The following is a 19,453-nucleotide window of genomic DNA, read 5'->3' on the forward strand; positions in this document are numbered from 1 at the left end:
ATCCTATATAATATTGCCAGCTGCATGTACCATAATCTGAGTTGAGTTAATATCCTCTCCACTTAACTCAGCAGCAATTTCACCATCACGAAAGACCAAAACTCTATCACTTACACCAATAACTTCGGGTAATTCAGAGGAGATCATAATAATGGAGATCCCTTTTTCAGTGAGTGAGCGCATTAGCTGATAAATTTCTGATTTTGCCCCAACATCAATACCTCGAGTGGGTTCATCGAAAATAAGAATTTTGGCTTGTTTATTTAGCCAGCGAGCAATAACAACTTTTTGCTGATTACCACCACTTAATGTGGAAACCGCAGTGTGAGGTTCTGGTGTTTTAACTTTTACTTGAGAAATTAAATCAATAGATAAAGTGAGTTCTTTTTTATTTTGGATTAAAAACAATTTTTGCGCATGGTTATTTAACCAAATATTTTCATTGACTGAGAAAGGTAAAACTAAACCTTGGGTTTTACGGCTTTCAGGTAATAAGCCGATACCTAATTGCAGTGCCGCCGCCGCAGATTTAATTTTGACCTCTTTGCCTTCTAAAGTGACTTTTTTCTTATACGCTTTATCCGCGCCAATCATGGCGAGAATAGTTTCAGTTCTCCCTGAACCAACAAGGCCTGCTAGCCCTAAAATTTCACCTTTTTTCAATTGAAGATGGTTAACAGGGCTATTTGAGCAACGTTGAATTTCAGCGTCAAGAATAATGTCCTGTTGGGAGAATTCGCGCTTATGTGGATAAATATTTTCTACTTCTCGGCCAACCATCATTTCAATAATGACATCTAAGTCTGTTTCATCGACTTTGCGTGATCCAATATATTGCCCGTCACGTAACACGCTGATGGTATCGCATATTTCATAAATCTCTTCTAAGTGATGAGAAATAAAAAACATGCCAACACCTTTAGCTTTTAGATCGCGCATAACATCGAATAAATGATTTGCTTCATTAGGTGTTAATGTTGCAGTCGGCTCATCTAATACCAAAATTTTAGCGTCTAAAGAAAGTGCTTTGGCAATTTCAACAAATTGCTGCTCTGCAATACTTAAATGGATAATGGGTTCATCAATATCAATATTAACACCAAGCTCTGTGAGTAAAGCTTGAGATTTTTGGCGCATAAGTTTTCTATCTAATAAACCAAATTTATTTTTTAATTCACGATTTAAAAAGATATTTTCAAACGCATTTAAATAAGGAATTAGAGAGAATTCTTGGAAAATAATACCTACACCAGCTTTGATAGCATCTCTGTAGTTATGAAAAATATGTTCTTTGCCTTCTATCAGAATTTTTCCACTATCAGGTTTATGAATCCCACATAAAACTTTCATTAGCGTAGATTTACCTGCGCCATTTTCACCTAATAACGCGTGAACCTCACCCTTTTCAAGGGAGAGATTAATATTATCCAACGCCTTAACTCCAGGGAAAGTTTTGCTGACATCTTGTAATGCTAATAATTGCATCATATTGCTTCCCTATATTTCTTAACCGCTTAAAAATGGGTAACAAAGTCATCTGGAATAAAGTGATTCCAATATGCATTTAATTATTAATTGTTATGAGAAGGTATTGCACCCAATACATAGGTACAGGTGCAATACAATTAATGAGTCAATATTCGATTACCAGTGGAAATCTTTCGCATTTGTTTTGTCGATTAATTTAACATCAATCGGAACTTCTTTCGGTACGTTAGCACCCCAATATTTTGCCAAACCCATTGCTAAGCCGATACGAACTTGGTCACGTGGGAACTGTGCAGAAGTTGCGATAAACGGTGAGTTACCTTTCGCAATTTCAGCAACGGCTTCAGGCGAACCATCAACACTGACAAGTTTTACGTCACGGCCTGAAGATTCGATAGCCGCTAATGCACCAAGTGAGCCCACATCGTTAACGCTGAAAATACCATTCAAAGTTGGGTTAGCTTGCAGCATGTTTTCTGTGACATTCATCGCTGTATCACGCTCTTGCTTACCATTCAGCTTAGTAACAATTTTAATATTTGGATATTCTTTCATTGCCGCTTCAAAGCCACGAACACGTTCGAGGATTGGCACAACTGGAATACCATCTAAAATGGCGACTTCACCTTTTCCACCCAGTGCTTCACCTAAGCGTTTACCCGCCATTAAGCCAGCATCGTAGTTTTTAGAACCGACGAAGGAGTCAATTGGGCCATTCGCTTGTGCGTCGATAGCGATAACCACAACCCCCGCTTTTTTCGCTGCCAGTACTGCCGTTTCTGCACCAACACTATCCGCTGGGTTGATTAGCAGGATATCGATTTTTTTCTGTAACATATCTTCGATATCACTGGTTTGTTTCGAGACATCATGTGCCGCATCGGAAATATACAGCTGAGCACCCATATCGCCAGTTGCGCTCTCCAGAGCTTCTTTCATCGTGACGAAATATTCGTTGTTTAATTCTTGAAACGACATGCCAACTGAAACAGGTTTTGCCGTAGCGTTGAACGCCATACCTAAAGTCAGGACACTAGCTGCTACAGCTAACTTTTTGAATTTACTCAACATAAGATGTTCTCCTAAAGAGCGTTTAATTATATGTAGGGTCTTACTCGTCTAGTATTTATTTAAATTATTAATTATTACAAACAGTTAGTGCATGTCTATGGCTTGATGACGACTTTAATTGAGTCGGCAGATTTCGCCATGACAAAGGCTTCTTCCCAATCATCGATGGAGTAGAAGTGGGTAACGATATCATCAGCATTGACTAAGCCACGGCTAAAGAGATCGATAGCAACCTCATAGCTATATGGGCCTAAGTGCGCACCGCGGATATCAAGTTCTTTACGGTCACCAATAATTGACCAGTCAACTGTGGTTTCTTTACCAAATACGCTAAATTCAACGAAACGGCCAAGTTTACGGATCATTTCTAATCCTTGGGTTACGCCAACAGGGGCACCTGTCGCTTCGATATAAACGTCGCAGCCGTAACCTTCCGTCATCTCTTTGACTAACTTGATGGCATCTTCTTTCAGTGGGTTGATCACCACGTCAGCACCAAATTTTTTCGCTAATTCAAGGCGTTCGTCGATAGCATCGATCACGACTAATTTTTTTGGTGTTTTGAGTTTTGCAACTTGGATCATACACAGACCAAGCGGGCCAGCACCTGCAATGACGACGACGTCATTTAAATCAATATCACCACGGCGAACGGTGTGGATGGCACAGGCCATTGGTTCAATTAATGCGGCGTCTTTATCGGAAAGTTCATCTGGGATCTTGTGAATGATAGCGCGCTCAGAAAAACGCATATACTCAGCCATCCCACCATCGGCAACTTCTTTTTGGAAACCGTAGATATCATGGGTTTCACACATCCAGTATTTACCTGATTTACAGAAACGACATTCCCAGCAAGGGACGATTTGTTCTGCGAGGATACGGTCACCCACTTTTAATTTGTATTTTTCAGCGGACCCTTCGCCCAATTCTGCGACTCTGCCATAGAATTCGTGACCAGGTACGACAGGGGCTTTGATCCATGGGTCATCCCCCCAGAACATTTGTGCGCCATCATTGGCTTTGCAGTCACCCGCACAGATCCCACAGCCATCGACTTTAATGACAACTTCTCGAAAGCCAGCTGTAGGTCTTCTAATATTTTCAAAACGATAGTCATGGGGACCATGACAAACAACGGCTTTCATTTTTTCAGGTAGGTTACTCATGTTCTAAAACCTCTTTCTAGTTGTTAGCCCTAATGTTGACGTCAACATTAAGCGTTTTTTTATCTCTAAATGGCTTTAATTTTTACGCTTAACGATAAATTTGGATACGAATGTAAGAAAAATGGTTCTTTAATGTTATAGATAAAATAATTTATTTTTAATATGACGACGTCGTCATTTTTGAAGGTGCAGAGAAGAAAAACTAAGATTTGTGATTTAACTCTTAATTTTAATTGCTTTTAGAGCACCGTCAAAGGGGTGAAAAACGTCAATCATAGGTATCTAACACGATGAAAAATAAGTAATAAAATAAAATTCATTCCTCGTGTTAGGGTTATTAAGAAATGAATATGAAGCCGAGTATAATTATTTTAACTGTTTTCAGAAGTGGATAATTCATGCAAAAACATTTCAGCTCACATTTTTATATGAAAGTTAATTTCATTTTCATTGAATAAGGTGATTAAAAATCGAAAATCAGTATAAATTTTATTTATTAAAAATTATTTTATGGTTAGACATGAAAGTAATAAGTGCTGCAAATTAAATTTTTATCAAGATTGAGTATGAATAAATAAGATTTGAAAGAAAAAAGGCTCTATTCTGTAGAGTATTTAATAAATTCAACTAAGAATAAAGCCAAAAAAATACCAATTAATAACTTCATTTTGTAAGGAAATAGGTGTTTTTATTTATAGTAATGAGTGAGGGATTAGACCTAACTCATCAAGTTAAACAATCATCGGTGCGATAATAAATCCAAAGGCAACCCCAGCAATAATTCCACCTAACCCTGGTAGCATGAAGGGATGGTTAAGAATATATTTTCCGACACGGGTTGAACCTGTGGAGTCAAATTCGATTGCTGCTAATGACGTTGGGTAAGTGGGTAAAACAAACACGCCAGTGACAGCAACGAACGACGCTAAAATAGCCCATGTTGGTACATCCAAAGCAATGGCCAGTGGAATGATTAGTGGTGTTGTTGCCCCTTGGGAGTAGAGCAATGCACAGGTAAAAAACAGTACGACAGCTAACAATATAGGGTAGGCAGATAATACATCCCCTGCGATAGCTTTGATTTGATCCATGTGGGCATCAACAAAAGTGGTGCCTAATGTCACAATTCCCAATATGACAGCAAGAGAGCTCATTCCTGAACGGAACGTTGGTGCTAAAACGATAGAGTTTGGTGATGTTTTACAGAAAATAACCATCAAGCAGGCTGCACTGAGCATGCAGATGATGATGATATCACGGGTACCCATCGGTTTGCCGATATCAAAACCTGGGCGTAATTGAGGGAAAGCTGCCAATATCACAATCGCAACGGTTGCAATAAGAAAAACGACAACTGAAAATTTCTCACGGGTAGTACTTTCGCCTTTTTTCTCTTCGTATTTATGGACTAACCCTTTTTGTAAGCGGTCTAAATAAACTTCATCATCTTCCAATTCACAACCTTGGCGTGACGCAATAAATGCAGCAACCATTGCAGCCACAAAGGATGCAGGTAAACACACTGACATAACAACAATAAAGGTAACGCCATTACCTTCCATAATGGTTAACATTGCCGCCATTGCGGCACTTATCGGAGAACCTGAAATGGCTATTTGTGAAGCAACAACGGAGCCTGCCAGTGTACGAGAAGGGCGGATACCCGAGTCTTTGGCTATTTCAGCAATGACGGGAAGCATTGAAAATACGATAAATCCCGTACCAGCCATAATGGTCATCACCCACGTGGTGATTGGCGCAATAATGTTTAGGTACTTCGGATTTTTACGCATAAATGTACTGGCGAGGCGCACTAAATAGTCCATTCCTCCAGCCGCTTGTAATGCTGATGCAGCGACAACAACGGTCATAATAATTAAAATAACATCAACAGGGGGAGAACCTATTGGCAAACCAAATCCAATGGTTAATACTGCCAACCCCAATCCTCCGCATAAGCCAATACCAATTCCGCCCATGCGTATACCGAAGAAAATAGCACCTAGTACAACAATGATCTCTAGCCAAACCATAATCGTCTCCAATAGACAATATATTGTCATTAGTAATAAAATTTCTAAAATTGATTGTTTTTAATAATGATTAAATATTTACTTTAAATTTTCGGTTATTATTAAATGCGATTTTCCAACTCTATTTTCATACCAATGAATACTAGCCCTAACTAAAGAACCTGTTGAATCTATATACTTATTAGGGTGTTTTTTAACTTCATTGGCTAAAATAACAGGGACTTCAGTACAACCTAAAATAATGACTTCAGCTCCATGTGAAAATAATAATTCAGCTTGCGACTTCATAATTTCTTCTGCTGCATCTTTATTTCCAGATTTTAATAAATAAATGCTTTTCATGACTAATTTCTGGCTTTCTTCATCGGGAGTGATGCAGTTTAATTTTTTTTGTTCAATACTTTTTTGATAAAGCCCCATATACATAGTTGCGTTAGTTGCTAATAAGCCAATATTTTTTTTCTTAGTTAGTAGAACCTCTTGCATGGTGGTTTCAACAATACTCAGCATATCCACATGGCAAGTATTTTTTAGTTCATCGAACCAAAAATGTGCAGTATTACAAGGGATAACAATGCATTCTGCCCCTGCATCTTCAAGTTTTTTTAAGTAATTAGTCATTAAAGGGAGTGGTGAAACTCCGTGATTTAGCAATGCTTCTGTACGATCTGGAATATCAGGAATAGATGAAATAATTAATGGAATATGTTCTTGGTCTTTATTAGCAATAGTATATGTTACAAATTTATTAAATAAATCGACGGTTGCTGCTGGACCCATTCCACCTAATACACCAATTAAACCTTTCATTATTACACTCCTGCGATTTTTATCTTTTTTGATTTAAGATAAATTAAACGCGATATTGCTTAACTTATTTAACATGAGATACATATTTAATTAATTATTAACGATTACTTCTAATTAATCGGTGTCTAATTTTTAGCAATGTTTTTTAGGTAAGAGAAATGCAAGTAAGTATGGGATGATGCAAGATATGCATTAAGATTTTAATGTTAACTCGAAGAAGCTCAATGAAATGAAAGGCAAAGCCTGAATATAATTGGCTTTGACGATAATGCTCTAGTTAATAGAAAATAAATTTTGATTTTTATTAATGTTTAAAACGATAACCTTATGCATAATACAAATAATAGACATACAATCCATGAATGATAATTTAACTGACAGTTAACTAAATATACCAATAAGAATATCATTATTATTTTATACGCGTCATCCTTCAAGCTGCATGGGTGTTGACTGCATTCAGATAGCCGAATCACATACTTTTGTATGCTCATCGGTCTATCTTCACTTGTCGCCTACATGCAACTCGAATGATTTAGCGTATATATTTTAACAGCGAGTCTGCTTAAGGCTTAATAACATGAAAAATATAGAAACAAAGTGGTTGTACGATTTTTTAACCTTGGAATCTTGTCGACATTTCTCCCATGCTGCTGAGCAGAGAAACATTTCTCAACCCGCTTTTAGTCGGCGTATTAAAGCGTTAGAGGAGGCGATCGGTGTCGAATTGTTTGATAGAACCACGTCCCCCTTGCAGTTGTCTGAAGAAGGCAAAGTTTTTCATTCTCAAGCCCGTAGCTTGTTGCAGCAATTAGAGTGTAATTTAAATGAGCTCTCTGGGCATAATATTTTAAGTTTACCTAATATTAAAATTGCGGCGGCACATTCTTTATCATTAACACTGCTACCCAAACTAGTTCACGCATTGTCTGGTTTCGGGGAAGAATTTGTCTATCATGTTGAAGCCATTGACGTGGTACAGGTGGTTAATGCACTAAGAGAAGGGAAAAGTGATTTTATCATCTCATTTTATGATGAGGATTTAATGCAATCGCCATTTTCCTGCTTGAATGTTTTTGAGTCTGAGCTTTACCCTATCTGTGCCGCAGATGAATTTGGTAAACCGTTATTCGATATTTACCAACCCCAAGTTCCCTTGTTGAATTATACGAGTGCTTCTTATATGGGGCGGTTAGTTAATCGCAGGTTAAGCGAGTTCGGTGCAATTAGTTCAAAAACGTTGTTTATGTCTTCCATGAGTGAATTATTGAAAAATATGGCATTGGATGGTCATGGCATCGCATGGCTGCCGATTTACTCTGTGGTCAATGAGCTGAAAGAAAAGAAATTGGTTTGTCTTGATACCCCAGAATTGACGATTCCAATTCAAGCTTACATTTACCGTATGGACACTCGCTTAAATAAAACCGCAGAGGATTTTTGGCGTATTTTGAAGAAAAATATTCCAGAGGATTTAAAGCATTTGTAAAACTTAATAGAAATCCTATAACGAGAAAACCCGCTTTAGTCGCGGGTTTTGTACCATATAGTCATTGAATATTAGTGATCTAAAGAAACAGAATGAACATAAGATAGCTGTTTTAACGAGCAATAAAATTCAGGCAATGTGGTTTTTTGGCGAACCACCAGTTTTAAATTGACTTCTACTCGCTCTTTTTTTATGTCACGTATTGTTAGGTTTTCAATAATGTCTTTATGTTGTTTTAAATACTCAATGAGTAAGGGGACGCCATCTTCATGGGTAAACAACATTCGAACTTTAATCTTGCCTAATTTTTGATTTTTCATCTGAAACAATGCCACTTGTGGGCTCAGTTGAATTGCCAAGAAAAAAAGAATGGTGACAATTAATGCGTGCCAATAAAAGCCAGAACCACATGCAATTCCAACGCCAGCTGAAGCCCAAACAATCGCTGCGGTTGTCAGTCCTGAAATAGCATCATCACGACGATGTAAAATAACGCCCGCGCCTAAAAAGCCCACTCCGCTGATTATTTGCGCCGCTAATCTCATTGGGTCACTGCGAATATTATCTGAAATATTGGCGTAATATTCGGCAGACTGAATAGAAACGATGGTTAATAAACAGCTAGCAACAGCAATAATGACACAGGTTTTAAAGCCGACAGGTTTTCCCTTTGATTCACGTTCTAAGCCAATAAAGCCGCCTAAAATAAAGGCGGCGAGTAATTTAGCAATACTTGATAGTGACAAAGGGCCAATGGTGTCGACAAACTGCATAAGAGCATCCATGGCTTACCTCTGTATATTTCGAATTACGGTGCTACAGCGCCCTCTGGTGCTTTTTTATCGTCGTTATTTTTCTTTTTAGAAACATCATCTTTAAAGAAGAAGATAAAGAACACACTGACAACGGCAGCGACGATAGCAGGGTAATGCCAGAAGGTTTCCCATTGTGGTAAGGACTCGCTACCTTTTTCCGTGACTGTTGAGTTAAATATTTGCCCGCAAATCGTGGAGGCAAATAATAAACCGAAGCCGTTTGAAACAATAAAGCGTAATCCTTGAGCTTGTGCGCGGATTTCTGGTTTTGCTTTACGGTCGACATAAATATCGCCAGCGGTAAAGAAGAAGTCCCAACATAATCCCTGAAGCATCAACCCAAAGACAATAAAATATAAACTGGTATCGACCGCAGCATAGGCAAATAATGTTGAGCGAATAATCCAGCTAATTGCACCTAATAATAAAGTGATTTTAAAACCGAACTTCATCAAGAAGAACGATAGGAAGAACATAAACAGCACTTCACAGGCAATACCAATTTGCATAATAGAAGCAGCATTATCAAACCCAAGCGTTTTAATAAACACAGGGATATAGGCGGAATAAGCTGTTTTTGGAATCATTAATACAAAGATGCTAAACATTAAAATAGCGAAATAGCGGTCTTTAAATAATGACAATGCGTCTAAGCATAAAATATCGCGTGTGGAGAACGGTTTGCCTTTAGCTTTTGGTGGCGTATTTGGCAGTGTAAAACAGTAAAAGCCTAATACGACTGCAACTGCAGATGCGATATACCATGTCATGGTACTGCCCGAGAAGCCCATTTCCCCTAAAATAAATCCGATAGCCATAAAACCAAACGTACCGAATACACGAATGATAGGGAAATATTTCACACCATTAATATGGGAGAAGCTGATGCTATTAGAAAGTGCGGTTGTTGGGTAAAACAGCAGGCCAATAATAAAGATCAAAAATAGGGTCATGCCACTGTTTTGTGCCTCAATAAATTGAGGAACACATAAAATGACGGCGGCATTAATTAAGTGAAGGATCCCCATCACTTTTTGTGATGCAAAGAAACGGTCAGCAACCATACCAATAAATAACGGTGAAATAATGGTCGCGACACCTAATAACGCATAAGCATTACCAATAATATGTGCCATACCATAGGTGCTTAATACCAGTCCCATCGTCATATTCCACGCACCTTGCATGAAATATTGCACAAACATCATGATCAGCAAGCGGGAAGTGATTTTCATATCCATTTTATTTCCCTCTTAATGTGTTTCTAACGTTAGTCCGTCATATGCGACACGGATATTATAAGGAGCACAAACCGCCACTAATTCTTCATGCAGTAATTTACCACTGTGTGAAATATGAGAAACGGCAATTTGAGTATTAGAATGCAAACAACCTTGTTGTTGCAGCTTTTCTTGTGCTGCAAAGACGGTTTCTAGGCTCATATGGTTATCGGTACGGTTATTGCCATTTAGTCCATAAGTGCATTCGAATACAACAATATCTAGCGGTTTGTTTTCAAGCCATTGCCAAGTCAGTTCTGGGAACCAGCCTGAGTCGTGGCCATAGAAAATCGCTTTGCCATCTTTTTCAATATGATAGACATAACAGAGCTCCCATTTCGCATGGTTTGCTAGTAATGGGGTAATTTTATATCCATTTCTTTCAACGGTGACAAAAGGGATTAAACAATGAAAAGCGAAACGCTCTTTGCTGTACCCCGGTAGCACTTCAAGGCAGCCATTGATTGCACGATCGTTGCCAAATATATGAAGTGGATGGTGAATTTCAAAGCCATAACCTTCCATTCTACTGAACAGATCGCCCACATTAAAATGGTCAGGGTGAGTGTGAGTGAATAGCAGGCTTTCAAAATGGGTTGCATCCATTCCATCACGCATGAGTTGATAACTAAATGTGGGAGACACGTCGATCAACATGAGATCATCCACAATAGCAGAGGAGTGAGTTCTGATATCTTTACCACCAAGTTGCCTTGCTTTTTGGCAGTGCTCACAACGGCAAAAAGGGTTTGGTATACCCTCTGAAGCCGCAGTGCCTAAAAAATGAATTTTCATGATAATTTCCTTTATCTTATTGTTTTATTTCGGGTTATTAAATCCCTGGTGCTGGTGTTAAATCGATAAAACTATTATTTGAACGTTCCAATAATAATTTGGTGGGATTAGTTTGCCAATGACAGATATTCAGATCAGTGATCTCATTCAAATTAAAATAATTATCTATTTGATTAATAGTTATATTTTTTATTTTTTGCTTTGTGTGTATCGAATGTTAATACTTTCCATTATTTGATTGTTTTATCTACATATTTATTTTGGAACGTTCAAATTAATTATCGGTGGTCGTGATAAATAATTCAGGTATGCTATTGCGAGAAGCAATTAAGGTGAAAAGACAAATGGCAACAATTAAAGACATTGCAAAATTGGCGGGTGTTTCTCATGGAACGGTTTCTAACGTTTTGAATAAACGTGGAAATGTGAGTGTAGAGAAAATTGAGGCTGTCTATAAAGCAGCAAAGCAAATGGGGTACCAGCTCAATACACAAGCGCAATTGTTGAGAACCAATAAAAGCCACAAAATCGCGATACTATTACCGCAGTTAGTGTCCGATAAATACGCAATCTTTTTTAATTCATTTAGGCAATCAATCTCTTTGTACCCCGAGATAACCTATGATCTATTTTTGACGGATGATCTTGAAACAACAGAGTTAGATGCATTACAAAAAATTGCAGCGGGTGGATATAAACAGGTGGTTGCTGTGAGTTGTTTGCAAGACGCGAACACTTATTTTGATACATTAAAATTACCTGCTTCTCAGGTTGTGTTTATTTATCGCCAACCAGCCAATGCCCATCATTTTTTCACGTTAGATTTTTCTCAAGCAGCAGAGGCGATTTGCCAACAAATTGCGACCAGCCGCAGTCAACTGGTGGGGATTTTCAGCGATGAACATGGTGAGTTAGAACATTCAACGTTTGTGAGTGAGTTACAAAAAAGCCTCAAGCAGTGTGCACCAAATAAAAAATATATTGTGATCCGAGCATCGAATGATGAATCCTATAAAGCTGCATTTGATTTTTTCACCTTAGACCAAACACCAGACTTTTTTGTTGCTGAAGATATTGAAAAGGCAAGTTTTTTAACTCAAGCCAGTTTTTTTGGTAGCAACAGTGATTGCCCTGCTATTTTTGCCTTAAGTGGCAATATTCCCCCAATATTAAAAGGGCTACACTGTTTTCCGATGAATTATGCGCAGCTAGGGTTAGAGGTTGTTGATGAGCTAATGAAAGAGGATGAACTGGAAAGCGAGAATCTGGGGGCAAACACTGTTTATGTGCGTAACCAAAGTGGCAACCTTTATACTGCAACACCAGCACTTAGTACTGTTAATAAAGATGAGCCGAGTTTGAATCTCCTTATTTTGCCAAGTCCTTCGACAAATGCACTCAAAAAGCTCTTACCCCACTTTTATCGCCAAACGGGCATTAAGGTTAATTTAGCCATACATCCTTATGACGAAGTCTACCAAATATTGGGACAGCTCCATTTACATCCTTATTATGATTTATTGCGGATTGATATGGCCTGTTTTCCTTGGTTTGCAGAGCGAATATTACAGCCACTAGATAATGTCGGGAACGGCTTAACGGATTTATTAAGCAGCTTTTCCAAACCAACCCAACAAAAATTTAGTTTAGTCGGGGACACTGCTTATGCTATGCCATTTGATGCTAGTGCCCAGTTGTTGTTTTATCGAAAAGATTTGTTTGAAGACCCGATCCTAAGGCGTAGGTATTACGAGAAAACAGGCAATGAATTGGCTGTGCCGACGAGTTTTCACGAATACGACCAAGTCACACAGTTTTTTACAGAGCAGCATGAAAAAGGGCAATTTTCTCGCCCAATTGGTGCATCAACAACATTGGGAAGTGCTGGCTTAATAGCAAGTGAATATTTGCTGCGCTACTATGCAGAAGGTGGGCGGTTAATTGAGGGTGATGGTATCCCTCGATTAGAAATGCCTTTGGCGGGCAAAGTGTTAAGCGATTATCTACACCAAGTTTCTGTCACTGAAAATATCCATGAAAAGTGGTGGAGCGAATCCGTTAGGCAATTTGAGCAAGGTGAACTTGCTATGTTAATTGCTTATATGAATCTGTTTAATGATGTGGCTCATAGCGATATTTTTCCAAAAATTGGTTATGCCTCTGTGCCAGGTGGGCTTCCACAACTCGGGGGAGGCGCGCTCGGAGTATCTCGTTATAGCCAAAAATCACATTATGCAGAGCAATTTTATCGTTGGCTCTATTCACCTATCGTGATGGATCATCTTATTTTATTGGGTGGGAATAGTAACCACCAAGATTTCAGCCATAACCAAGAAATCTGCCATCGCTACCCTTGGATGCCACTGGCTTATCAAGAGATTAACCGCGGGATCCGCGAATCCTCCATTCCAAACGGTAAGTTATTTAATTTGCGCCAAGCTGAAGTGATCATTGGTCAAGGGATTACTAATGTGGTGAATAAGATCATGACAATAGAAGAAACCATTGAATACATTAATCAGCGTTTATTAGTGGATACCCAAGGGGAACGATAGAGTGGGGGGATTGGTGAGCGCAATGTGGTAAAAGTTGCATTGTTAATTTTGATAAGCGTTACAAAGCAAAAAACCAGCCTTTAGGCTGGTTTCTTTAAATAGTGGTGCCCGGACTCGGAATCGAACCAAGGACACGGGGATTTTCAATCCCCTGCTCTACCGACTGAGCTATCCGGGCAACGGAACGTATTAAACCTGATTCCATCAGTTGAGTCAAGGCGCATTATAAAAACTTTCGACCGTATGCGCTTTTTTTCAACACCTTAGCTACTTTTTAAACGAAATGCCCTAAAAATATCTGGGTAATGAAGAACACCCGCTGTTTAACGGGTGATTTTCATCTGTTCGCCAATGTTAGCGCAAATATTTTTTCTGTGCCTTGTTCACTTTAATGAGGTAATTACGTGACTCAGCAGCTGGGTGCTTAGTGGACAATGTTTCATACACTTCACCTGGTTCTAAATTGTTAATACGCTGAGCTGCCTGCTTTTTATCACTATGGAACACTCGCAGGACACTGCCTGCGCCGCCATTGTATGCGGTAATAACAGCATAACGGCGAGAGGTTTGATTGCGAATATCGCCTAAATAGCTGTTTTGCAAGATAGCCAAATAGGCAGTCCCCGTATCAATGTTCTTTTCTGGATCAAACAAATAGCTGCGACTAGGCACACCGGACTTTCCTTGTGAGCGGAAAACGTCTTTACCTGCCGTGTTTGGCATTATCTGCATCAAACCAAGTGCATCTGAGCGGCTTACGGCATAAGGGTTAAAGCTCGATTCAATTTGCATAATTGCAAGGATTAATGACTCATCAACGCCATATTTTGCTGATGACTTTTTAATATACGGCAAATATTTGTGGGCGCGTTTGTCTAGGTGGTTAGGCACTAATTGCATCGTGACTGACCAAACGATATTCATGCCAGATTGGCGGCGCTGTATTTTGTTTTCTATCAGATAATCTGCAAATTTTGTTGCTCGCCACTCCCAACGAATCGCTTCTCCTGTGTTATCGAGTACTTGGCCAAATAAAAATGGTTCTTTACTGTAGGGGATATCGTTAATATCAGAATAGAGGTCGATGGAGTTAGGGTCATCGCCCATCAATAAGGTGGTGACAATCGCTTTTTTGAGGTGTTGCGATGGCTCTACAGCGGAAATGGTTTCAACTGTAATCGTCCCTGCATCGAAATTAATATGACTACGTGTACGGTATTCATCTGTATATTTAACGTAATCTTTTGGCCCCGCAATGAGGACTTCCTTAATTCCCCAAATATTTTCGATATTATGGGCAAATTGGCCCATTAAAATATCAAATCCATTGGTGTCTTTGACATAATCAGGGTTGAAGTCCGTTTTTTGGTTGCTGGAACACGAAACAAGTAGCGGGATCAATAAACTCAGCGCAAATAGTTTTTTCATACGATTCACAGTATTGGTGCAAAAGTCTACCTACAGAGTAGGTAGACAGACAGATTATTTTTCAGGTGTATAGCCGTCAATGTGAATATCATGGCCTTCAAATAAGAACTTGACCATTTCTTGTTCTAACATCTTACGATCGTCTGGATTCATTGTATTGAGTTTCTTTTCATTAATTAGCATAGTTTGCTTCGTCATCCACTGGCTCCATGCTTCTTTAGAAATCTCATTAAAAATACGTTTCCCTAACTCACCTGGGTAAAGTTGAAAATCTTGCCCATCTGCGTCACGTTGTAAGAATGTACAAAAAATCGTTCTACTCATTAAAATTTCCTCAAATATCAGGTAGTAAGGCGAGCTGTTTTAATAAACTTTCAACTGGGGCGGCAAGGCCGATAGTTGCGCCTAGGTGTAAGTTATACCAGAGTCCTTTGCCTTCATCCATGGCAGAATTAAATGCCTGAATCTTAACTTTTACAGGGATAATATCTAAATGGAAATGGCTAAACGTGTGGCGAAAGGCAATTAACTGCTCAGGAGCGTCATAAGAAAGGCCTGATTCCGCTAACCATGCTGTTAATTGTTCTGAAGACTCAAACTGTGGAAAGGCGAATAACCCACCCCAAATACCAGAAGGGGGACGCTGCTCTAACCAGACATTGTCTTCATGTTGCATAATTAAAAACCAGGCGGTTTTTTCAGGGATTTTTTGTTTCGGTTTTTTCCCTGGGTAGTTTTGCCATGAATGGTTGGCATAGGCAACACAGCCAAAGTTAAGTGGGCAAAGCTCGCATTTTGGTTTACTGCGGGTGCAAACCATCGCGCCTAAATCCATCATTGCTTGGTTAAAATATTCTACGCCATCATTGGGCGTGACATCGGTGCTAATTTCCCACAGGCGGTTTTCTACCTCTTTTTTCCCGGGCCAGCCATCAACGGCATAAGCACGAGCCAGCACGCGTTTTACGTTGCCATCTAAAATAGGGTAATGTTGCTGTTGGGACAGAGATAAAATTGCGCCAGCCGTAGAGCGACCAACCCCGGGCAAAGCCAACACTTCATCAAAAGTGGTTGGGAATTTCCCACCATACTGATCAGCAACGACTTTTGCTGCCTTGTGCAAATTGCGGGCACGGGCATAATAGCCAAGGCCTGTCCATAAATGTAAAACCTCATCCAATGGCGCGTTGGCAAGGGCGGTAATATCTTCAAAACGAGAAATAAATTTCTCAAAATACGGGATAACGGTACTGACTTGGGTTTGTTGCAGCATCACCTCAGATAGCCATACGTGGTAAGAGGACTTTTCCTGCTGCCACGGTAATGTTTTGCGTCCATATTTGTGATACCAGTCGAGCACTGCATGAGAAAATTGTTGAGCTTCCATTGAACACTTTATTTTTTTATCGATTTTTTAATAATGCTAAGGATTGCAACATAGACGCGGTAGGCTGTAAACCGCTTATTGTGTGGTTTAGTGTAAAGTTAGCCAATTATCAACTGCATCCTTGTTGAAGTTTTGCTAAACTCCTACTCTTACCCTGCGATTACTGTTAGGTAATTAATCTAATGGTTTGAATTAGCAAGGGTAATTTAAACATAATTGCTATTTACTAGCCTTATAGAACTTGATCGTTGGCACATTAACTTAATTGGGCAACTATTTTTTAGAACCTTTATTATGATCAATAATGTTATCTCCCCCGAATATAATGAAGAAGGGCGGGTTATGCGCCGTGTCCGTAGTTTTGTCCGCCGTCAAGGGCGTCTGACAAAACGTCAGGAAGACGCATTAGAAAAAGAATGGGCTGAAATGGGGATTGATTTTATCAATGAACCCTTTGATTTCGCCAAAGTATTTAGTAACTCAAACCCAGTGACGCTGGAAATTGGGTTTGGTATGGGCGCCTCATTGGTGACTATGGCATCGCAAAATCCACAGCAAAACTTTTTAGGCATTGAAGTTCATGCGCCAGGTGTGGGCGCATGCTTAGCATCGGCAAAAGAAGAAAACGTCAGTAATGTCCGTGTGATGTGCCATGATGCGATTGAAGTCTTGGATTGCATGGTGCCCAATGGAAGCCTTGCGATGGTTCAGTTATTTTTCCCTGACCCATGGCATAAAGCAAAACACAATAAACGCCGCATTGTTCAAGTGCCATTTGCTGAAAAAATTCGCAGTAAATTAGCGGTTGGTGGTGTTTTCCATATGGCGACCGACTGGGAGCCGTATGCAGAACATATGCTTGATGTCATGAAGAGTGTCGAAGGGTATAAAAATTTATCACCAACAGGTGATTATGTTCCTCGTCCAGAATCAAGACCAGAAACAAAATTTGAAAAGCGCGGCCAGCGGTTAGGGCACGGTGTATGGGATTTAATGTTTGAGAGGACCAAATAATGGCTAAACAACCACGTAGTCGTCGTTTACGTAAAAAAATGCGTTTGGATGAATTCCAAGAGTTAGGTTTTACGGTTAAATGGAGTTTTAAAGAAGGTACACCGATCGAAGAAGTTGACACTACCGTTGACCAACTGATTGCTGAAGCTATTGAACCAAACGGTTTAGCATTCGAAGCAAGCGGCTACTTGAGCTGGGAAGGGATTGTTTGCCTACAGCAAATTGGGAAATGTACCGAAGAACACCGTCAAATCGTTGAAAATTGGTTAAAAGCAAAAGGGATGAACGATGTTGTTGTTTCTGAACTGTTTGATGTTTGGTGGGAATAATCACTTTTTGGTTGATTAAATCACACTAAATAAATAGGCTGAGTTTCTCAGTGTTTGAAGAGGCATCCAAGTTTTGGGTGCCTTTATTTTCTGGAGTAAAAGTTTTGAGTGCTATGTTTTCTAACCAGCTACTTAACGACATTCTAGACCAAGTTCGGCCGCTAATAGGCCAAGGTTGTGTTGCCAACTATATTCCTGCGCTAGGTTGTGTGCCTTCTCATCATCTTGGTATCGCCGTTTCCACCATTGACGGTGAGGTTTTCACCGCAGGGGATGCCTATCAACGTTTTTCCATTCAGTCTATTTCAAAAGTGTTGAGCCTGACATTGGCGATGACGCGCTACGAAGAAAATGAAATTTGGAGCCGTGTTGGCAAAGAGCCATCAGGGCTACCATTTAACTCATTAATTCAAATTGAAATGGAAAAAGGTATCCCACGAAACCCGTTTATTAATGCAGGTGCGATTGTGATTGCAGATATGTTGCAGTCGCGTTTAAGTGCGCCAAAACAACGTATGCTAGAGTTTGTTCGAAAATTATCGTGTGAGCCTGATATTACCTACGATACAACCGTTGCTCGCTCTGAAATGGAACATGCAAGCCGTAATGCAGCAATCGGCTATTTAATGAAATCATTTGGTAATTTTGAAAATGATGTTTTGACGGTGCTCGAAACTTATTTTCATTATTGCTCTCTAAGTATGAACTGTGTTGAATTAGTGAGATGTTTCTCCTATTTAACATCGCAAGGAATGTCATCTTGCTCCATAGACCCCATTATTACCCCATTACAATCAAGGCAAATCAATGCATTGATGATGACATGTGGAATGTATGATGGCTCTGGTGAATTTGCATTTCGTATTGGAATGCCAGGGAAATCAGGTGTTGGCGGCGGTATTGTTTGTGTTGTCCCTAACCAATTTACTGTGGCGGTATGGTCACCTGAACTCGATGCAGCAGGGAACTCTCTGGTGGGTTGCGCTGCTTTAGAGCTATTATCGAAACGAATTGGGCGTTCTGTTTTCTAATTAATTCAACGCCTTCTAGGAGATGTTATGTTACGCCGTACATTAATTGCATTTTCACTGTTAGCGAGTGCAGCGAGCCAAGCTGCGGATTATAACTGCTCAGTGACACCGAACGATGATATTTTCATGACGCCAGAAAGCGTGCGAGTGGTTGGTCGCAGTGGCGATTTAGTGATTACACCTAATGGTGAGATCACGTTAAACGGCAAAAATATTGCGGCGACTGAGGCTCAAAAACAGCAAGCGATCCGTTATCAAGCGGCAATTCGTAATGATTTACCTTGGATAAAACAAGAGTCTGAGAAAAAACTGGCAACGTCACGTGAAACGGTAGATAAAGTCGTTGTTAAGGTCATTGGCAGCGACAGTAATGTACGTAAACGTTTGACTAAGCTAGAAAAAGACCTGAATAGCCAAATCAACCAAATTATTGAAACCCGTCCGAATGGCTATGCTTTTCATCATGAAGCGATGAAAAATGCGGAAACAAAAGGCAAGCAGTTGGTGAATGAAAGCTTGGGCGGTATTTTACAAGATAGCATCAACGAAATGGGGCGCAAGCAACTGTTATCAGGTGGTGATGCTAACCAAGCGCTACAAGGCATGCTGGGCAATCTAGGTGGTTTGCAGCAAGAGCTTGAAACAGAATGGAAAAAACAAGAGAAAAGCTTCCAATTGTTTGGTGTTCAAGTGTGTTCAAAAGTCACTGGCATTGAGCAACAACGGGTTTCTTTATTGAATTCCTTAAAAGCCAAATAA

General features: G+C 39.6%; 17 protein-coding genes and 1 tRNA gene. 6 read left to right on the top strand and 12 right to left on the bottom strand.

Translation table 11 applies throughout. The features are described from left to right. Positions 1–3 precede the first annotated feature (3 nt). The 5 genes from M1F05_RS04125 to M1F05_RS04145 form a co-directional block, all read right to left on the bottom strand. Complete coding sequence (locus tag M1F05_RS04125) at positions 4–1,488, bottom strand: sugar ABC transporter ATP-binding protein (RefSeq protein WP_206084711.1); 1,485 nt, start codon at positions 1,486–1,488, stop codon at positions 4–6. A 156-nt stretch (positions 1,489–1,644) separates the two neighbouring features. Then, positions 1,645–2,505 (bottom strand): ABC transporter substrate-binding protein, encoded by an 861-nt coding sequence (locus M1F05_RS04130; protein WP_370661211.1) that lies wholly within the window; start codon positions 2,503–2,505, stop codon positions 1,645–1,647. A gap of 149 nt (positions 2,506–2,654) precedes the next feature. Beyond that, a complete protein-coding gene (locus M1F05_RS04135; protein ID WP_206084712.1) occupies positions 2,655–3,728 on the bottom strand; it encodes a zinc-binding dehydrogenase in 1,074 nt (357 codons plus the stop codon). A 731-nt stretch (positions 3,729–4,459) separates the two neighbouring features. Continuing rightward, on the bottom strand, positions 4,460–5,761 hold the full coding sequence (locus tag M1F05_RS04140) for an anaerobic C4-dicarboxylate transporter (RefSeq protein ID WP_206084713.1): 1,302 nt from the start codon (positions 5,759–5,761) through the stop codon (positions 4,460–4,462). A 78-nt stretch (positions 5,762–5,839) separates the two neighbouring features. Then, on the bottom strand, positions 5,840–6,571 hold the full coding sequence (locus M1F05_RS04145) for an aspartate/glutamate racemase family protein (protein ID WP_206084714.1): 732 nt from the start codon (positions 6,569–6,571) through the stop codon (positions 5,840–5,842). A gap of 580 nt (positions 6,572–7,151) precedes the next feature. Between M1F05_RS04145 and hypT the strand changes: the two genes are divergently transcribed. Then, positions 7,152–8,060 (top strand): hypochlorite stress DNA-binding transcriptional regulator HypT, encoded by a 909-nt coding sequence (gene hypT, locus M1F05_RS04150; RefSeq protein ID WP_206084715.1) that lies wholly within the window; start codon positions 7,152–7,154, stop codon positions 8,058–8,060. A 71-nt stretch (positions 8,061–8,131) separates the two neighbouring features. Here the strand turns inward: hypT and M1F05_RS04155 are convergent, their stop codons facing one another. Genes M1F05_RS04155 through M1F05_RS04165 form a run of 3 tightly spaced genes read right to left on the bottom strand, consistent with a single transcriptional unit; the run spans position 8,132 to position 10,950 of the window. After that, positions 8,132–8,845 carry an MgtC/SapB family protein gene (locus M1F05_RS04155; protein WP_206084716.1) on the bottom strand — a complete coding sequence of 238 codons (714 nt, stop codon included), beginning with the start codon at positions 8,843–8,845 and terminating at the stop codon, positions 8,132–8,134. A gap of 23 nt (positions 8,846–8,868) precedes the next feature. After that, on the bottom strand, positions 8,869–10,116 hold the full coding sequence (locus M1F05_RS04160; protein WP_206084717.1) for an MFS transporter: 1,248 nt from the start codon (positions 10,114–10,116) through the stop codon (positions 8,869–8,871). A 12-nt stretch (positions 10,117–10,128) separates the two neighbouring features. Further along, entirely contained in the window at positions 10,129–10,950 is an 822-nt protein-coding gene (locus tag M1F05_RS04165) for an MBL fold metallo-hydrolase (protein ID WP_206084718.1), read from the bottom strand. A gap of 344 nt (positions 10,951–11,294) precedes the next feature. Between M1F05_RS04165 and M1F05_RS04170 the strand changes: the two genes are divergently transcribed. Continuing rightward, positions 11,295–13,505, top strand: a complete 2,211-nt coding sequence (locus M1F05_RS04170) for an extracellular solute-binding protein (protein WP_206084719.1) — start codon at positions 11,295–11,297, stop codon at positions 13,503–13,505. A 102-nt stretch (positions 13,506–13,607) separates the two neighbouring features. Here the strand turns inward: M1F05_RS04170 and M1F05_RS04175 are convergent. The 4 genes from M1F05_RS04175 to mutY form a co-directional block, all read right to left on the bottom strand. Continuing rightward, positions 13,608–13,683, bottom strand: a tRNA-Phe gene (locus M1F05_RS04175). Positions 13,684–13,859: 176 nt separating this feature from the next. Continuing rightward, on the bottom strand, positions 13,860–14,933 hold the full coding sequence (gene mltC / locus M1F05_RS04180) for a membrane-bound lytic murein transglycosylase MltC (protein WP_206084720.1): 1,074 nt from the start codon (positions 14,931–14,933) through the stop codon (positions 13,860–13,862). Positions 14,934–14,987: 54 nt separating this feature from the next. Then, positions 14,988–15,257 (bottom strand): oxidative damage protection protein, encoded by a 270-nt coding sequence (locus M1F05_RS04185; protein WP_206084721.1) that lies wholly within the window; start codon positions 15,255–15,257, stop codon positions 14,988–14,990. Positions 15,258–15,267: 10 nt separating this feature from the next. Next, on the bottom strand, positions 15,268–16,320 hold the full coding sequence (gene mutY, locus M1F05_RS04190) for an A/G-specific adenine glycosylase (protein WP_206084722.1): 1,053 nt from the start codon (positions 16,318–16,320) through the stop codon (positions 15,268–15,270). A 294-nt stretch (positions 16,321–16,614) separates the two neighbouring features. On the opposite strand from mutY, the gene trmB reads away from it, so the two are divergent. The 4 genes from trmB (at position 16,615) to M1F05_RS04210 (ending at position 19,453) form a co-directional block, all read left to right on the top strand. Further along, a complete protein-coding gene (trmB, locus tag M1F05_RS04195; RefSeq protein ID WP_206084723.1) occupies positions 16,615–17,334 on the top strand; it encodes a tRNA (guanosine(46)-N7)-methyltransferase TrmB in 720 nt (239 codons plus the stop codon). Next, positions 17,334–17,663 (top strand): YggL family protein, encoded by a 330-nt coding sequence (locus M1F05_RS04200; protein WP_206084724.1) that lies wholly within the window; start codon positions 17,334–17,336, stop codon positions 17,661–17,663. The genes trmB and M1F05_RS04200 overlap by 1 nt, the downstream gene beginning before the upstream one ends. A 104-nt stretch (positions 17,664–17,767) precedes the next feature. After that, complete coding sequence (gene glsB, locus M1F05_RS04205) at positions 17,768–18,694, top strand: glutaminase B (RefSeq protein ID WP_206084725.1); 927 nt, start codon at positions 17,768–17,770, stop codon at positions 18,692–18,694. A gap of 27 nt (positions 18,695–18,721) precedes the next feature. Then, positions 18,722–19,453, top strand: coding sequence for a DUF2884 family protein (locus tag M1F05_RS04210; RefSeq protein ID WP_206084726.1), 732 nt, complete (start codon positions 18,722–18,724; stop codon positions 19,451–19,453).

Source organism: Providencia sp. PROV252 (assembly GCF_033676005.1).
Lineage (GTDB): Bacteria > Pseudomonadota > Gammaproteobacteria > Enterobacterales > Enterobacteriaceae > Providencia > Providencia vermicola.

What these genes read in the sequence shown, in the direction of transcription:
- M1F05_RS04125 (WP_206084711.1), bottom strand. Translation starts at nt 1,488, where the DNA reads ATGATGCAATTATTAGCATTACAAGATGTCAGCAAAACTTTCCCTGGA.
- M1F05_RS04130 (WP_370661211.1), bottom strand. Translation starts at nt 2,505, where the DNA reads ATGGCGTTCAACGCTACGGCAAAACCTGTTTCAGTTGGCATGTCGTTT.
- M1F05_RS04135 (WP_206084712.1), bottom strand. Translation starts at nt 3,728, where the DNA reads ATGAGTAACCTACCTGAAAAAATGAAAGCCGTTGTTTGTCATGGTCCC.
- M1F05_RS04140 (WP_206084713.1), bottom strand. Translation starts at nt 5,761, where the DNA reads ATGGTTTGGCTAGAGATCATTGTTGTACTAGGTGCTATTTTCTTCGGT.
- M1F05_RS04145 (WP_206084714.1), bottom strand. Translation starts at nt 6,571, where the DNA reads ATGAAAGGTTTAATTGGTGTATTAGGTGGAATGGGTCCAGCAGCAACC.
- hypT (WP_206084715.1), top strand. Translation starts at nt 7,152, where the DNA reads ATGAAAAATATAGAAACAAAGTGGTTGTACGATTTTTTAACCTTGGAA.
- M1F05_RS04155 (WP_206084716.1), bottom strand. Translation starts at nt 8,845, where the DNA reads ATGGATGCTCTTATGCAGTTTGTCGACACCATTGGCCCTTTGTCACTA.
- M1F05_RS04160 (WP_206084717.1), bottom strand. Translation starts at nt 10,116, where the DNA reads ATGGATATGAAAATCACTTCCCGCTTGCTGATCATGATGTTTGTGCAA.
- M1F05_RS04165 (WP_206084718.1), bottom strand. Translation starts at nt 10,950, where the DNA reads ATGAAAATTCATTTTTTAGGCACTGCGGCTTCAGAGGGTATACCAAAC.
- M1F05_RS04170 (WP_206084719.1), top strand. Translation starts at nt 11,295, where the DNA reads ATGGCAACAATTAAAGACATTGCAAAATTGGCGGGTGTTTCTCATGGA.
- mltC (WP_206084720.1), bottom strand. Translation starts at nt 14,933, where the DNA reads ATGAAAAAACTATTTGCGCTGAGTTTATTGATCCCGCTACTTGTTTCG.
- M1F05_RS04185 (WP_206084721.1), bottom strand. Translation starts at nt 15,257, where the DNA reads ATGAGTAGAACGATTTTTTGTACATTCTTACAACGTGACGCAGATGGG.
- mutY (WP_206084722.1), bottom strand. Translation starts at nt 16,320, where the DNA reads ATGGAAGCTCAACAATTTTCTCATGCAGTGCTCGACTGGTATCACAAA.
- trmB (WP_206084723.1), top strand. Translation starts at nt 16,615, where the DNA reads ATGATCAATAATGTTATCTCCCCCGAATATAATGAAGAAGGGCGGGTT.
- M1F05_RS04200 (WP_206084724.1), top strand. Translation starts at nt 17,334, where the DNA reads ATGGCTAAACAACCACGTAGTCGTCGTTTACGTAAAAAAATGCGTTTG.
- M1F05_RS04210 (WP_206084726.1), top strand. Translation starts at nt 18,722, where the DNA reads ATGTTACGCCGTACATTAATTGCATTTTCACTGTTAGCGAGTGCAGCG.